Source organism: Aliiroseovarius sediminis, assembly GCF_022678485.1.
Classification (GTDB): Bacteria; Pseudomonadota; Alphaproteobacteria; order Rhodobacterales; family Rhodobacteraceae; genus Aliiroseovarius; species Aliiroseovarius sediminis.
The window spans coordinates 331,256-345,209 of record NZ_JALBYP010000021.1 but is presented as its reverse complement, the minus strand read 5'-3'; the positions used below and the strand labels follow the sequence as shown (position 1 = coordinate 345,209).

The window sequence follows — 13,954 nt, the reverse complement described above, 5'->3', positions numbered from 1 at the left end:
CACCTGCCCTTGCCTTCCGTAGATTGAACAAAACTCATCACGGAAGACGCGCGCATGTCACAGGACCCTTTGATCATCTTCACCCCCTCCGGCAAACGTGGCCGGTTTGCCAAAGGCACCCCCATCCTGACCGCCGCCCGCCAGTTGGGTGTCGATCTGGACAGCGTTTGTGGCGGACGTGGCATCTGCTCGAAATGCCAAATTACCCCCAGTTATGGCGAGTTCTCAAAGCACGGCGTCACCGTGGCCGAGGACGCCCTGTCGGAATGGAACAAGGTTGAACAACGCTATGATGATATTCGCGGCCTGCCCAAAGGGCGCAGGCTAGGCTGTCAGGCGACTGTTCAGGGCGATGTGGTCATCGACGTGCCGCCCGAAAGTCAGGTGCACAAACAGGTGGTCCGCAAGCGGGCCGAGGCACGCGACATCACGCTCGACCCGCTGGTGAAGCTGTTTTATGTCGCGGTGGAAGAACCCGATATGCACGAACCCTCGGGCGATCTGGAACGTCTGGTTGACGCCTTGCGCGACCAATGGGGGCTTGAGGACGTGAAGGCCGATCTGCACATCCTGCAATTCATGCAACCCATTCTGCGCAAAGGCGAATGGAAGGTTACGGTCGCCGTCCATCTGGGCGACGAGGAAAACCCACCGCGCGTCATGCATCTGTGGCCCGGTTACTATGAGGGCGCAGTTTACGGCGTGGCGATCGACCTTGGCTCAACCACCATCGCCGCGCACCTGTGTGACCTTGCGACCGGCGAGGTCATTGCCTCATCCGGTCTGATGAACCCGCAGATCAGGTTTGGCGAAGATTTGATGAGCCGCGTCAGCTATTCGATGATGAACCCCGAAGGCGCGCGGGAAATGACTGATGCCGTGCGCGAGGGGCTGAACGCGCTGTACACGCAAGTCGCGTCCGAGGCCGAGATCGACAAAGGCCTGATCATGGATGTGGTGATCGTCTGCAACCCGGTCATGCACCACCTGCTGTTGGGCATCGACCCGTTTGAACTGGGTCAAGCGCCGTTTGCTCTGACCACCGCGAACGCGTTGCGACTGCGGGCCGATGATCTGGATTTCTCGGTCCACCAATCCGCGCGTGTCTATCTGTTGCCGTGCATCGCAGGCCATGTCGGCGCCGATGCCGCTGCGGTCGCCCTGTCCGAGGCGCCGGATAAATCCGACGACCTTGTGCTGGTCGTCGATGTCGGCACCAATGCCGAGATTCTGTTGGGCGACAAAACCGGCGTGATGGCCTGTTCCTCCCCCACCGGCCCCGCGTTCGAGGGCGCGCAGATCAGCGCGGGCCAACGCGCCGCGCCCGGTGCGATAGAACGGGTCGAGATTGATCCGGCAACCAAAGAGCCGCGCTTCAAGGTCATTGGGTCGGACCTGTGGTCGACCGAGGATGGGTTTGTCGAAGCCGTCGCCGCCACAGGCGTCACCGGCATTTGCGGATCTGGCATCATCGAGGTGATTGCCGAAATGCGGATGGCAGGGCTTGTCGATGCAAGCGGTCTGATCGGGTCAGCCGAACAAACCGGCACCGACCGCTGTTTTGCCGATGGGCGCACCAATGCCTATCGCCTGTGGGATGGTAACGAAGATCAAGGACCGATTGCCGTGACGAATGGCGATATTCGCGCCATCCAGATGGCTAAGGCGGCGCTCTATTCCGGTGCCCGGCTGTTGATGGACAAGCGCGGGGTTGATCAAGTGGACCGCGTGGTGCTGGCCGGGGCGTTCGGGGCACACATCTCGGCCAAGCACGCGATGGTGCTGGGGATGATCCCCGATTGCCCGCTTGAAAAGGTGACATCAGCGGGCAACGCCGCTGGCACCGGCGCCCGCATCGCACTTTTGAACCGCGCGGCACGGGCTGAAATTGAACAAACCGTGCGTAATATCCACAAGATCGAAACCGCCGTCGAGCCGCGCTTTCAAGAGCATTTCGTAAATGCCTCGGCCCTGCCAAACGCATCCGACCCCTTCCCCATTCTGCGCGGCATAGTCGACCTGCCCGATCCCAGCTTCAACACCGCTTCTGGCGACGGCGAGGATGGCGGCCGACGGCGCAGGCGGCGGCGCAGTTAACCGGTGTACGCAGCCACTTGACGCCCCCGCGCAGGTAACATAACCAAAGCCCACCGCGGGTGTAGCTCAATGGTAGAGCAGCAGCTTCCCAAGCTGACGACGAGGGTTCGATTCCCTTCACCCGCTCCAGTGTTCCCGGTACGGGCCAAACTGGCCCGACTGCGCGCGGCACCTAAAAAGGCTCTCTCCCATGTCAGATCCGTTTGCTCACATCCCGCTTGTCACCCCCCTGAACGCCGCCCAATTGCGGAGCGTCGGCGTGCCTGATGGATGGGGGTTCGGCATGGCCGACCGGGTTCGGTTTCACGAGTTGGACGCCCTGAACCATGTCAACAACGTGGCCTATTTCCGGTGGTTCGAAACCATGCGCATCGTCTATTTTTCGCATGTTCATGTGACCAGTTATGATGACGGCGACCCTCAGGTGGTCGTGGCCAGCAACTATGCGCGGTATGTAAAACCGATGCATCTGGGCGATGATTACGTCGTTACCACACGCACGAAAAGCTATCGTAATTCGTCGTTCATGATGGAATACGCGACCTTCGTGCGGGGCGAGTTGATGTGCGCGTCCGAAAGCCTGATCGTGACGTTGGAGCATGATGGCGTGACCAAACGCGCGCTGCGCCCCGAAACCATTGCGGCCTTCAAGGCCGAAGGGGCCAGCGGCCCAGCCTGACGCTTAGCCCAGCAGCGCTTTTCGTAGCATATTCAGCGCGACCAGCGTTAAAAACACCGCAAAAACCCGCTTCAACGGCTTGGGGTCCATCGCGTGGGCCAAACGCGCGCCAAGCGGCGCGGTGATCAAGGTCATTGCCACCACCAGCCCAAACGCTGGCAAGTTGACTGCGCCAATGGTGAAGGGCGGGCGTACTTCTGATGCGATGGGCACGAACAAAAAGCCCAGAACGGACGGCACGGCGATCAGCACCCCGAACCCGGCAGCGGTCGCGACTGCCTTGTGGATCGGGCGGCCATGCAAGGTCATCAGCGGCACGCCAAAACTGCCGCCACCAATACCCATCAGCACAGACAGAAATCCAAGGCTGGGCGACAGAACGGCCCGCCGAATCCCGCGCGGCATATCCTCGGCCAGCCGCCAGTGGGCGCGGCCCAGCCCCAAATAGGCGCCAATGACCAAGCCCAGCCCGCCAAAGATCGCCTGCAACACCACCGACCGCAGGCCCGAGGCGACCAAAACCCCCACCAGTGCCCCCGCCGCAATGCCGGGCGCCCATGTCCTGAGGATACCCCAATCGACCGCGCCCCGTCGATTATGCGCCATGACTGATCGGATTGAAGTCACGATGATCGTCGCCAGCGAAGTCGCCAGACAGATCTGCATCAACTGGTCAGAGCCATAGCCAAGTCCCGAGAAAGCATAGAAAAACGCCGGCACCAGCACGATGCCACCACCGACGCCCAACAGCCCTGCCAGAACCCCGGCAAAGGCGCCGATGACCAGCAAAAGCGCCGCCATCGGCAACAGAAGAGATAAATCTGGCATGGGTGATCCTTATGTCGCCGAGGCGTGTTCGGGGACTTGTGACAGAGCTTCAGCTACCAAGGCAACCCCTGCGCCGTCGCGGGTTGCGCCTTCAGACAGGATGCGCCGCCATTTGCGTGCGCCGGGGCGGCCCGTGAACAGACCCAACATATGCCGGGTGATCGAATGAAGGCGAATGCCTTGGGTCAGTTGCGCCTCGATATAAGGGTACATCTTCTTGACAACCTCATGTGCGCTGGGTGGCCGTGTGGTGTCGCCGAAGATCGCTTGATCTGCGCCCAACAGCACGGCGGCCGGGTCATGGTACGCCACGCGCCCGATCATCACGCCATCCATCACATCCAGATGCGCGCGCACTTCGTCCAGTGATGTGATCCCACCGTTGATTGACAGATGAAGATGGGGAAACGCCTGCTTCATCCGGTGCACCAAAGGATAATCCAAGGGCGGAACATCCCGATTTTCCTTGGGGCTGAGGCCCTGCAGCCATGCCTTGCGGGCGTGGATCGTAAATCGCTTCACACCTGCAGCGGCGACGGTTTCGATGAAATCTGGCAACACATCATCTGGCGTCTGATTATCCACGCCAATCCGACATTTTACCGTAACCTCAACACCTTGCGCGGCGTCATTCATTGCTTTCATGCAATCCGCCACCAAGGGCGCATCCCGCATCAAGACCGCCCCAAACGTGCCCGATTGCACCCGGTCCGAGGGGCAGCCGACATTCAGGTTCACCTCGTCATACCCGCGAGCGACACAGATTTTCGTGGCTTGCGCCAGCTCCTTGGGGTCTGATCCGCCAAGCTGCACCGCAACGGGATGTTCTTGGGGGTTGTAATCCAACAGATGCACCGCCCCCCCGCGCACCAAAGCAGGTGCCGTTACCATCTCGGTATAAAGAAGGGCGTGGCGGCTCATCAGCCGATGGAAGTATCGGCAATGGCGATCAGACCAGTCCATCATCGGTGCCACGGACAGTCGGGCGGCCGTTTTAACGTCTTTTGTCATAAGTTTATCAGGCGTTCTTAATTTTCTTAAAACCGCAGTTTTGTGTGAAGCTCGGCGTGTCACTTCGAGTGTTGCGTGTCCCAATCACTCGACTGCACCTCAGTAACAAGTTTTCTCGCGCACTGCACCCCCAACTGTTTATGGGGCAGGTCATAAATGGTCTTCTGACATAAAAACCCACGGCCGTGCTTAAGCCGTGGGTCATTTGCCCTATCGGGCCGATTGCAGATTGTGGCGCTTCAGAACTTCTCCTCCACGATCTGAGTGTCTTTTACGCCAAGATCTTTCAGCGCATCGCGCACCGCGTCCATCATGGGCGGCGGGCCGCAAAGATAGCAGCGATCATCCGCCTGAACAAACTGGCCCAAGAAGTCCCGATCAAGTCGCTGTTCGGGCAGGGCCGATCCAGGTTTGGCGGTGTCGACGACAAAGACGCTTTCAAGCCCCTCCATCGCTTCGAACTGATTGCGCCAGATGATGTCATCTTCGGTCTTGTTGGCGAAGATCAGCTTCGATCCGGCAAGCGTACCCTTGTCGTGCAGGCGCTTGCGCAGAATTGCTATCATCGGCGTCACACCAGCGCCCCCGGCGATGAATACCCCCGGCCCTTGGTCGGACATCGCGCCAAACGGGCCTTTCATCTCGACCTCGTCGCCTGGTGTCATCTTGCCGATCTGTTCGGTTACGCCGTTATGATCGGGATAGGATTTAATGACGAATTCAAGCATCGGCTGCTCCGGCAGGCTGACGGGTGTGAAGGGTCGCCCCTCGTCCTTCCAACCGTCCTTCAGGACATGCAGCTCGACCCCCTGCCCGGGAGAATACTCAAAGCCGTCCGGTCGGTCGAATACCAGATGGTGTGTGTCCTGGGTGACGGGTTCGATCTGCTTCAGTGTCATACGATGTGCCATACATGACTCCCTTCACTTATGTTTCTCGCGGCAGGGTCGGGATCCAGGTGCCCGGCGAGCTCCCACGCGCGAATCTGTTAATTCGGTATTTGCAATACCGATTACCTTTCGGTATATTCGGTAATATCAATACCAGTTAAAGGACTGTGGATGCAACTTTCCAAGTTTACCGACTATGGCTTGCAAGTATTGATGCGACTGGCTGGCACCCCAAATCAGGCAATTTCGACTGGGAAAATCGCCGCAGAGTTTCAGATCTCGCATCATCACCTTGCCAAGGTCGTGCGGCATTTGGGCCACGGCGGGTTTGTCACAAGCCAACGTGGTCGAAGCGGTGGCTTGCAACTGGCCCGTCCCGCACAAGCCATCACGCTGGGCGACGTCGTGCGCCACCTTGAGCAGCGTTTCGCCCTTGTCGAGTGCTTTCGCGCTGATGGCGGATCGTGTTTGCTTAGGCCGCGATGCCGTCTCAGAACCCGGCTGGCCGATGCGCAAGAGGCGTTCATGGCCGAGCTTGACCGATCAACGATCGCTGACTGCGCTTTGTCTGAGGCATCATCAGGCGGACCGCCGTTGGCTGCGGAATAGAACGCACAGAAAGAGAGGAGCCAATGGCACAAATTGAACTCGCGAACGACCAAGTGCGGATTGACGCTGATATCGTCGCCAAGGCGTTTCGTATCGATCCACGAGACCTGCAAAACCGGATGCGGGAAGGCACCATCACAAGCCGGTTCGAGCAGGGCGAAGGTGAGGACGCAGGCAAGGTGCGGCTGACCTTTTTCTCAGAAGATCGAAAGGTGCGCATTACCGCCGATGAAGGCGGCAATGTGCTGAACTGCAGCGCAATTCCATACCTCAGGCCCGGAACGCAGGAAGGTCCGGCAACTGAGGCCGCCGACGACACCTGATCACCAAGACTGGCCGCGCGGCCAAGACCGGTGGTCGTGACACAAGATATGGTCGCCCCATACTGCTTTTGTCGCGGCGCTGTGTCTCGCGTCTTCACGATAGAAGGATTAATGACATGTTGGTCGAAAAGATAATGGCCGATATACGTAAGCGTCTGCTTTGCATCGAACCAACCGCAACCCTGATGCAAGCGGCCCGGCTGTTGGATGATGGCAGGGATATGGTTCTGGTCTGTGACCAAGCCGCGCAGTTGGCCGGGGTCATCACCAAGACGGATGTTGTGCGTATGATCGGCCACTGTGACGGCGCACGCTGCACCGCCCCTGCAACCGATGCAATGACCCGTGATGTTCTGACATCCACGCCGAAAGCGTGGCTGCATGATATCTGGAAAACGATGCAAACACGCGAACTGAAAAATGTGCCGATTGTTGACGAAAACGGCGCGTTGCTGGGTATTCTGAATGCCCGCGATGCGCTTCAGGCGCTGCTGCAAGAGGTCCGCTATGAAGAAGAGTTGCTGCACGACTATGCGATGAGCCTTGGCTATCGTTAATCTGGGAAAAGCAAATCAAGGCGGCACAAAGCCGCTGCAATAATCCGAGGGGACCTCTGCAAGGCTGAGAAGGACATAACATGACCGCATCATTTTCAATTCAGCATACCCTTGTCACCGAACGGCGCGCTCAGATCCGGCGCGCAGCCGGGGTTATGGGCATCAACGAAGCCCATCTGTCGATCATGGTCGACGACTTTTATGCTCGTATTCGCTCCGATGAGCGGCTAGGCCCGATTTTTGATACAGAGATTCAAGACAACTGGGACGAGCACCTTGACCGTATGAAACGGTTCTGGGCGTCAGTAGCGTTGAATGCCGGCAGCTATTCGGGCAAGCCAGTGGTTGTTCACAAGCGCTTGCGCGGGGTCACGAATGACGATTTCGACCGGTGGCTGGCACTGTTTCAGGACACGCTGGATGATACCGCCCCAACACCCGAAGCTGCCAATTATCTGATGTTTCGCGCCGAACGCATCGCGCGCAGCTTGCGCATGGCGATGTTTGAACGGACCGAAGATGGTGTGCCATCGCTTTCGTGATGCTGCCGGGGTACTTTGATCCGTCAACAGGATGTATCCTCGCCGGTAATAGGATAAATCACCTTTCCGTCGTCAGTCCGGATGGCGGAAGGCGTTGGTTGCGCGGCGTCTTCGCGTCCGTTTCCCATCAGGTGAAACACCTTATACCCATCCAGAAGAATGTAGTCGGTGATGATGCGGCGGTGACAACGCCACCACACGGCCTCGGCGCACATGATGGCAACAATATGATCCGCGCCAAGGGTCAGTAGCTGCGCATAGGCGTCCCTAAACTGATCCGACTGCGTATAATCGGCATAGCTTTGAAAGCTGCGATTGCGCCAAAACGCGTTCAACGTGTCGGAAACGTCCTTCTGCACGGGGCGCCGACCACCAAGGTCTGGGAAATGACGATACCCGATCTGATAATCCTGAAGCGCATCCGGCAACGTGTCGATGTTGAAGGCAGGGTTGCTGCGCGATCGGGGAAAGCTGCGCACATCTGCGATCACCTCTACACCCGCTGCGCGCAGAATGTCTACGAAGACCTCAAGGCTGCGGTTTGAATGACCGATGGTGCGAAAACCGCCTGGCATCAGTCTATCTTCGTCAACGTGCCCTCTTTATGGGCGGCGACGTGATCGGTCTTGTCACTTTCAATCTCGTATTGCGGATCATCTTCCGAGGCGCGCCGGGTATGCCCCTTATAGTCAAAATCGCTGGTGTGAATCTTGCTGATCCGCCCGGTTACGTAACCGGCTTCGGAGTTCCATTTGACGTGATCGCCAATTTCAAACTTGGCCACTTAATTGCCCTCCTGTCTTGCTGCGTGAAGGCAGGGCTACGGACCCTGCCCGTTACAGTCAATATGGGGACATTCCACGCAGGCGCAAGGCAGGGGCCGTCAACGGGGCGCCATGCGAATGGCACCGTCCAGCCGAATTACCTCGCCGTTCAGCATCGGGTTTTCGATGATGTGGCGCGCGAGGGCCGCGTATTCTGCCGGATCACCAAGGCGCGAGGGAAACGGGACTTGTGCGCCAAGGCTATCTTGCACCTCTTGCGGCAGACCTGCGACCATGGGCGTTTTGAAAATGCCCGGCGCGATGGTCATCACACGGATACCGTCGCGCATGAGGTCGCGCGCCATCGGCAGGGTCATGCCAACCACACCCCCCTTGGACGCGGCATAGGCCAACTGTCCGATCTGACCGTCGAAGGCAGCAATCGACGCCGTGTTGATAATCACGCCCCGTTCGCCATCACCGGTCAGCGGATCGGCTTGCGACATACCTGCCGCCGCTTGGCTGGCACAGTTGAAGGTGCCGATCAGGTTCACGCTGATGGTCTTTCCAAAAACGACCGGGTCATGCGCTTCACCCTTCGATTGGGTCTTCGCCGCTGGCGCGATGCCCGCGCAATTAACCATGATGCGTTCCTGCCCATGCGCTGCGCGCAGAGCTTTGAACCCTTCGGCAACTGAGGCGGGATCAGAGACGTCGACCATGGCGAATGTGCCACCGATCTTGTCGGCCATCGCTTGGCCGGATGCGTCATTCAAGTCAAAAATGCCGACCTTGGCGCCAGCACCCGCCAGCGCCTCGGCCACTGCGCCGCCAAGCCCGGATGCGCCGCCGGTCACAATCGCAACGGTGTTTTCGGTGATCTGCATGGGGAACCCTCCGTGAACTCTGTGGCTTGGCCTAGCAAGAATTGCACAAGCGTTCAATAAATCCGGGCACCCCCCACAAATTACGCAGCGTCGCCCTGCCCCTTGCACACAGGCACCGCCCCGTTCACAGGCCCCAAGGCCTGCATCGCGGCAAACTGGGTCAGATAGACACAGCCGGTCAGACTTTGAATAAAATCAGTGCGCATCAGGCGGTCCATCACCGGGCCTTTCACCTCAGACAAGCTCAGCGTGATGCCAGCGTCGCCTAGTTGTCGGTTTAGCTCCTCAAGCGTTTCCAAGGCCGACAGGTCAATTTCGTTCACCGCCGAGCACATCAGGACGACATGCTTGATGCCCCCTTTTGCGACGCGGGCCAGCAGGTAATCCTCGATAAACCGCGCGTTGGCGAAATAGAGGTTTTCATCCAGCCGCAGCGTCACCAGTTCCGGGTGGGTCAGCACCGCGTGGCGGTTAATGTTGCGAAAGTGCTGCGTGCCGGGGACCAGACCGACCTCCGCAATATGGGGTCGCGAAGTTTTGTAAAGATACAGCACGATGGACAGGACCACGCCCGCCGAAACACCGATTTCGACGCCGAAGGCAAGGGTCAGGAGGATCGTTGCCAGAACAGCGGTGAAATCCGCCCGATGATAGGCCCATGTGGCCTTTAGGATGTGGAAGTCAACAAGGCTCAGGACCGCGACAATGATGGTCGCGGCCAGTGTGGCCGTCGGCAGGAAGAACAAGAGCGGCGTCAGGAAAAGCGCCGCCCCTGCGATGCCGATGGCGGTGAATGCGCCTGCCGCCGGGGTTTCTGCGCCTGCATCGAAATTCACGACCGACCGCGCGAAGCCGCCCGTGACGGGGTAGCCGCCCGACATGGCCGCCGCGATGTTGGACGCGCCAAGGCCCACAAGCTCCTGATCTGGCACGATGCGTTGGCGTTTCTTCGCGGCCAGTGTTTGCGCGACCGAGATGCTTTCGACAAACCCGATGATCGAAATCAGAAGCGCCGACCCAAACAGGCTGGTCCATAGGTCCGCGTCAAAGCTGGGAAAGGTCAAAGGCGGCAGCCCTTGCGGCACGTCGCCCACAATGGCCACACCCTTTGATTGCAGGTCGAACCCCCAGCTGATCAGGGTCGTCACTGCCACCGCGCCAACAGGCCCGGCTTTTGCCAGAATGTCGGCCATGCGCGGGCCAAGCCCCCACGACAAAAGCAACGGTTTCAACCCCTTGCGCACCCAGAACAGAAACGCGACCGAGGCCGTGCCGATCACGAATGTGATCAGGTTGGTCTGGGTGATGTGCGCCAGAAGCGAGCCGATCAGCTCCAACAGAGAATGCCCGTGCGCTTCGACGCCCAGAATGTGTTTCAGCTGGCTGGTGGCGATCAACAGGCCCGACGCGGTGATGAAGCCTGCAATCACCGGATGGCTCAGGAAGTTGGCCAGAAAGCCCAGCCGGAACACGCCCATGACCATCAGGATCAGCCCTGACAGAAACGCCAGCGTAATTGCTGCCGCGGCGTATTCGGCTGGATTGTCCAGCCCCAGATTGCCGACGGCGGCTGCGGTCATCAGGCTGATCACCGCCACCGGCCCAACCGCCAAGGCGCGCGAGGTGCCGAAGATTGCATAAGCGACCAGCGGCAGGATCGAGGCATAAAGCCCCATCTCGGCGGGCAACCCCGCCAGCAGAGCATAGGCCAGCGATTGCGGGATCAGCATGATCGTCACGATCACCGCCGCCAACAGGTCCGAGGTCAGCGCGTCATTGTCATAGCGCGCGCCCCAATCCAGAATGGGCACATAGCGTCTGATGGCAGCGCCGCGCGCCGCCTTTTTCAGATCAGGCTTCATGATCTTATTCCTAAGCTATCCCAAAGGGTTGCCCCTTGACGTTTACGCGTTTGCCTGCGCGGTCGCCCACAGGATTTCGCAGCGCGCACCGCTGCGGCAATAGGCAAAGACCGGCCCCGGCGCCTCGTCGACCACGCGGCGAAACTCGTCCATCACGGCGAAGGCATCCTCGCGGTTGGACATGGGCAGGAACGAGGTGCCAAGCCCTGCGGCCTCAGCTGCCGCGCTGACCTCGTCCCATGTGGGTTGGCCGGGTTCCTCGCCATCAGGGCGGTTGCACATCACCACCGTAAACCCCGCTGCCTTGATTGCCGGAATGTCATCTGCCGAGACCTGCGCGGCAACCGTCACCCGGTCATCCAGTTTCTTCATTTGCATCTTGTGGTTTGCCTTTCCAAGCATCAGCTTACAATGTGTTCACGGGCACCTTCAGGAAGGTCTTTCCATCTTCGTCCGCAGGCGGCATGTCACCAGCGCGCATGTTGACCTGAAGCGACGGAATGATCAGGCGCGGCATATCAAGTTGCGCATCGCGTTCGGTGCGGAACTTCACGAATTCCTCTTTGGTTTTGCCAGCACCCACATGGATGTTGTGTGCTTTTTCATCCGCCACGGTGGTTTCCCACTGAATGTCGCGCCCATTGGGGCCATAATCGTGGCACATGAATAGACGGGTTTCATCGGGCAGCGCCAGCACCTTCTGGATCGAGTCATAAAGCTCGCCCGCGTCGCCACCGGGGAAATCGGCCCGTGCCGAGCCGCCATCGGGCATGAACAGCGTATCGCCCACGAAGGCCGCGTCGCCGATCACATGCACCATGCAGGCGGGGGTGTGGCCGGGCGTGTGCATCACGAACGCCTCCATCGTGCCGATCTTATAGGTGTCGCCTTCTTCAAACAGCCGGTCGAACTGGCTGCCGTCGCGCTGGAACTCGGTGCCTTCGTTGAAGACCTTGCCGAACACCTCTTGCACAACAGTAATCTTACTGCCGATACCGATCTTGCCGCCCAGCTTGTCCTGGATATAGGGCGCGGCGGACAGATGGTCGGCGTGGACATGGGTTTCGATCAGCCATTCCAACTCAAGCCCTTCAGCTTTGATATGGTCGATGATGTTGTCGGCATGATCGGAACTGATCCGACCAGCGGCATAATCGATGTCCATCACGCTGTCGATCACCGCGCAGGCGTTCGAGGCGGGGTCTTTCACCACGTATGAAATGGTGTTCGTGTCCTCTTCGAAGAAGGCGGTCACGTCGGGTTTCAGGGCGGTGTTGACGGGGTAATCATTCATGTCATGTCCTTTCCTTTTGCCAAGGGCGCACGCGCCCCAAGGTCAGTTGGCTTGTGCCGCGTCTTGGCGGCGTGCCGTGACGGAGATCATCCAGCGGGCCAAAAACAGACCCACGATCATCGACACGGTAAAGATCAAAACCGATGGATTCCCCGTCGAGATGACGGGCAGCGCCGCACCGGGGCAGAAACCGGCCAAGCCCCAGCCCAATCCGAAGGTAAACGATCCCAAGACCAACTTGCGGTCGATCAGCTTTGTGCCCGGCAGTTTGAAGCTTTTGGCGAAGGCGGGTTTTTCTCGCTTGAACACCAGCATGTAGCCCGGCGTCGCAACCAACAGGGCCGCGCCCATCACGAAGGCAAGACTTGGGTCCCATGCGCCAAAAACATCAAAGAAATTCAGAACTTTGGCGGGATTTGCCATGCCCGAGATCGCAATCCCCAGACCAAAGACGACGCCGACCAGATATGTCAAAACAAGTTTCATCTGTTGTCCCCTTACATGCCGAAGATGTGACGGGTCACGAACACCATCACGGCTGTACCTGCCATGAATGTCAGTGTCGCAACGATCGACCGCGGTGAAAGCCGCGCATTTCCACAAATCCCGTGCCCAGAGGTGCAGCCCGAGCCATAGGTGACGCCAACGCCAACGATCAGCCCGCCCACAATCATCGACAGGGTCGAAACCGGCACTTCAATCGCAGGAAAACTGCCCGTTGCAGCCAGATAGATCAGCGGGCCGGTCAGCATCCCAGCCAAGATTGCCGCCCGCCAGGACCAATCGGTTGAGCTGCCAGGTTGCAAGAACCCCACCAAGATACCTGTCGCGCCAAGTATATTGCCACGCAGCCACATCAAAAGCACTGAAGCCAGCCCGATCAACGCGCCCCCCAATGCCGATGCAAGCGGTGTGAATGCCGTTTCGATCATGATCTGCCTCGCTGTATTCTCTGTTCCCAGGTTAGATCTAGGATGGGATATCGGCACAGACAAGGGTTGTATTCTTTATTTTGAATATAATTCTAAAAACGTTTCATGGAACGTCGCGGCCGCGCCTGCCTTACGGACAAACGCGGCCAGCGGTCCCTTGAATATCTCTGGGAATCAGTCGGCAACCGCCTCTTGCACGATTTCGTCCAGAAGCGTTTGGACCTTCTGCATGTCGCCCTCGGGATACTTGCTGTATCCAACACGCACGTCGCCATCCGTGTCGGTGACGAAGATGCCGTAGGGGCAGAAGCTGATATTCATCGGATCAGCTTCCATCACCTCGCGGCTGATCTGGGCCGAGCAAAACAGGAAAATGTCGGCAGCGTCATAGATCTTGATGTCGGACCCCACATCGGCCTTCGTCCGCTCCAGCATCGCGCCGGTGTGGCTGACATAGTCAATCACCAGCCCCTTGCCGACAATCGCCGTTTCAACCGCGAAAGTCGCGTCGTCGAAATCCCCGTCGAAGCCATAGGTGACGGCATGGGCTGTTTCCTGCATCGCGTGATTGTCCGCCAAGGCGGGCGCGGCCAGAAGCGCGGCGGACAGGGTGAGGGTGAGTAACGGTTTCATGAAGACTTCCCTTGCGGTTTTCGGCCAGGGCCCCTGCCCTGTCCTT

Annotated in this window: 18 protein-coding genes and 1 tRNA gene; 7 read left to right on the top strand and 12 right to left on the bottom strand. The window is 59.0% G+C overall.

Translation table 11 applies throughout. The annotated features are described in order from the left end of the window. The first annotated feature begins 54 nt into the window (after positions 1–54). From MN186_RS04065 to MN186_RS04055, 3 genes are all read left to right on the top strand, one after another. A complete protein-coding gene (locus tag MN186_RS04065) occupies positions 55–2,097 on the top strand; it encodes an ASKHA domain-containing protein (RefSeq protein ID WP_242112217.1) in 2,043 nt (680 codons plus the stop codon). Between the two features lie 55 nt (positions 2,098–2,152). Continuing rightward, positions 2,153–2,226: transfer RNA gene (locus MN186_RS04060), tRNA-Gly, on the top strand. 61 nt (positions 2,227–2,287) lie between these two features. Then, positions 2,288–2,776 (top strand): acyl-CoA thioesterase, encoded by a 489-nt coding sequence (locus MN186_RS04055; protein ID WP_242112205.1) that lies wholly within the window; start codon positions 2,288–2,290, stop codon positions 2,774–2,776. Positions 2,777–2,779: 3 nt separating this feature from the next. Here MN186_RS04055 and MN186_RS04050 read toward each other — a convergent pair whose 3' ends face one another. The 3 genes from MN186_RS04050 to MN186_RS04040 form a co-directional block, all read right to left on the bottom strand. Next, entirely contained in the window at positions 2,780–3,604 is an 825-nt protein-coding gene (locus MN186_RS04050) for a sulfite exporter TauE/SafE family protein (protein ID WP_242112201.1), read from the bottom strand. 9 nt (positions 3,605–3,613) lie between these two features. Next, complete coding sequence (dusA, locus tag MN186_RS04045; protein WP_242112198.1) at positions 3,614–4,615, bottom strand: tRNA dihydrouridine(20/20a) synthase DusA; 1,002 nt, start codon at positions 4,613–4,615, stop codon at positions 3,614–3,616. A 239-nt stretch (positions 4,616–4,854) separates the two neighbouring features. Further along, the gene (locus tag MN186_RS04040) at positions 4,855–5,526 is read right to left on the bottom strand and encodes an FAD-binding oxidoreductase (RefSeq protein ID WP_242112181.1); all 672 of its coding nucleotides are present in this window, start codon (positions 5,524–5,526) and stop codon (positions 4,855–4,857) included. Positions 5,527–5,676: 150 nt separating this feature from the next. On the opposite strand from MN186_RS04040, the gene MN186_RS04035 reads away from it, so the two are divergent. From MN186_RS04035 to MN186_RS04020, 4 genes are all read left to right on the top strand, one after another. Continuing rightward, complete coding sequence (locus tag MN186_RS04035) at positions 5,677–6,114, top strand: RrF2 family transcriptional regulator (protein WP_242112179.1); 438 nt, start codon at positions 5,677–5,679, stop codon at positions 6,112–6,114. 23 nt (positions 6,115–6,137) lie between these two features. Beyond that, positions 6,138–6,437 (top strand): DUF6522 family protein, encoded by a 300-nt coding sequence (locus MN186_RS04030; protein WP_242112177.1) that lies wholly within the window; start codon positions 6,138–6,140, stop codon positions 6,435–6,437. 116 nt (positions 6,438–6,553) lie between these two features. Then, positions 6,554–6,994: a CBS domain-containing protein gene (locus tag MN186_RS04025; RefSeq protein ID WP_242112175.1), complete on the top strand. Its 441-nt coding sequence runs from the start codon at positions 6,554–6,556 to the stop codon at positions 6,992–6,994. 80 nt (positions 6,995–7,074) lie between these two features. Next, positions 7,075–7,536 carry a group III truncated hemoglobin gene (locus MN186_RS04020; protein WP_242112170.1) on the top strand — a complete coding sequence of 154 codons (462 nt, stop codon included), beginning with the start codon at positions 7,075–7,077 and terminating at the stop codon, positions 7,534–7,536. Between the two features lie 23 nt (positions 7,537–7,559). On the opposite strand, the gene MN186_RS04015 is transcribed toward MN186_RS04020, so the two are convergent. The 9 genes from MN186_RS04015 to MN186_RS03975 form a co-directional block, all read right to left on the bottom strand. Beyond that, positions 7,560–8,111 (bottom strand): DUF488 domain-containing protein, encoded by a 552-nt coding sequence (locus tag MN186_RS04015; protein ID WP_242112167.1) that lies wholly within the window; start codon positions 8,109–8,111, stop codon positions 7,560–7,562. Then, positions 8,111–8,320: a hypervirulence associated TUDOR domain-containing protein gene (locus MN186_RS04010; RefSeq protein WP_242112155.1), complete on the bottom strand. Its 210-nt coding sequence runs from the start codon at positions 8,318–8,320 to the stop codon at positions 8,111–8,113. The genes MN186_RS04015 and MN186_RS04010 overlap by 1 nt, the downstream gene beginning before the upstream one ends. Positions 8,321–8,419: 99 nt before the next feature. After that, positions 8,420–9,187, bottom strand: coding sequence for an SDR family NAD(P)-dependent oxidoreductase (locus MN186_RS04005; protein WP_242112150.1), 768 nt, complete (start codon positions 9,185–9,187; stop codon positions 8,420–8,422). Between the two features lie 80 nt (positions 9,188–9,267). Then, complete coding sequence (locus MN186_RS04000) at positions 9,268–11,049, bottom strand: SulP family inorganic anion transporter (RefSeq protein WP_242112147.1); 1,782 nt, start codon at positions 11,047–11,049, stop codon at positions 9,268–9,270. A gap of 42 nt (positions 11,050–11,091) precedes the next feature. Then, the gene (locus MN186_RS03995; protein ID WP_242112137.1) at positions 11,092–11,421 is read right to left on the bottom strand and encodes a protein tyrosine phosphatase family protein; all 330 of its coding nucleotides are present in this window, start codon (positions 11,419–11,421) and stop codon (positions 11,092–11,094) included. A gap of 34 nt (positions 11,422–11,455) precedes the next feature. Beyond that, positions 11,456–12,343, bottom strand: a complete 888-nt coding sequence (locus tag MN186_RS03990; protein WP_242112104.1) for an MBL fold metallo-hydrolase — start codon at positions 12,341–12,343, stop codon at positions 11,456–11,458. A 42-nt stretch (positions 12,344–12,385) separates the two neighbouring features. Beyond that, positions 12,386–12,829: a YeeE/YedE family protein gene (locus MN186_RS03985; protein WP_242112100.1), complete on the bottom strand. Its 444-nt coding sequence runs from the start codon at positions 12,827–12,829 to the stop codon at positions 12,386–12,388. Positions 12,830–12,840: 11 nt separating this feature from the next. Further along, the gene (locus MN186_RS03980) at positions 12,841–13,275 is read right to left on the bottom strand and encodes a YeeE/YedE family protein (protein WP_242112096.1); all 435 of its coding nucleotides are present in this window, start codon (positions 13,273–13,275) and stop codon (positions 12,841–12,843) included. 174 nt (positions 13,276–13,449) lie between these two features. Beyond that, complete coding sequence (locus tag MN186_RS03975; protein WP_242112094.1) at positions 13,450–13,908, bottom strand: DUF302 domain-containing protein; 459 nt, start codon at positions 13,906–13,908, stop codon at positions 13,450–13,452. Between the last annotated feature and the right edge of the window lie 46 nt (positions 13,909–13,954).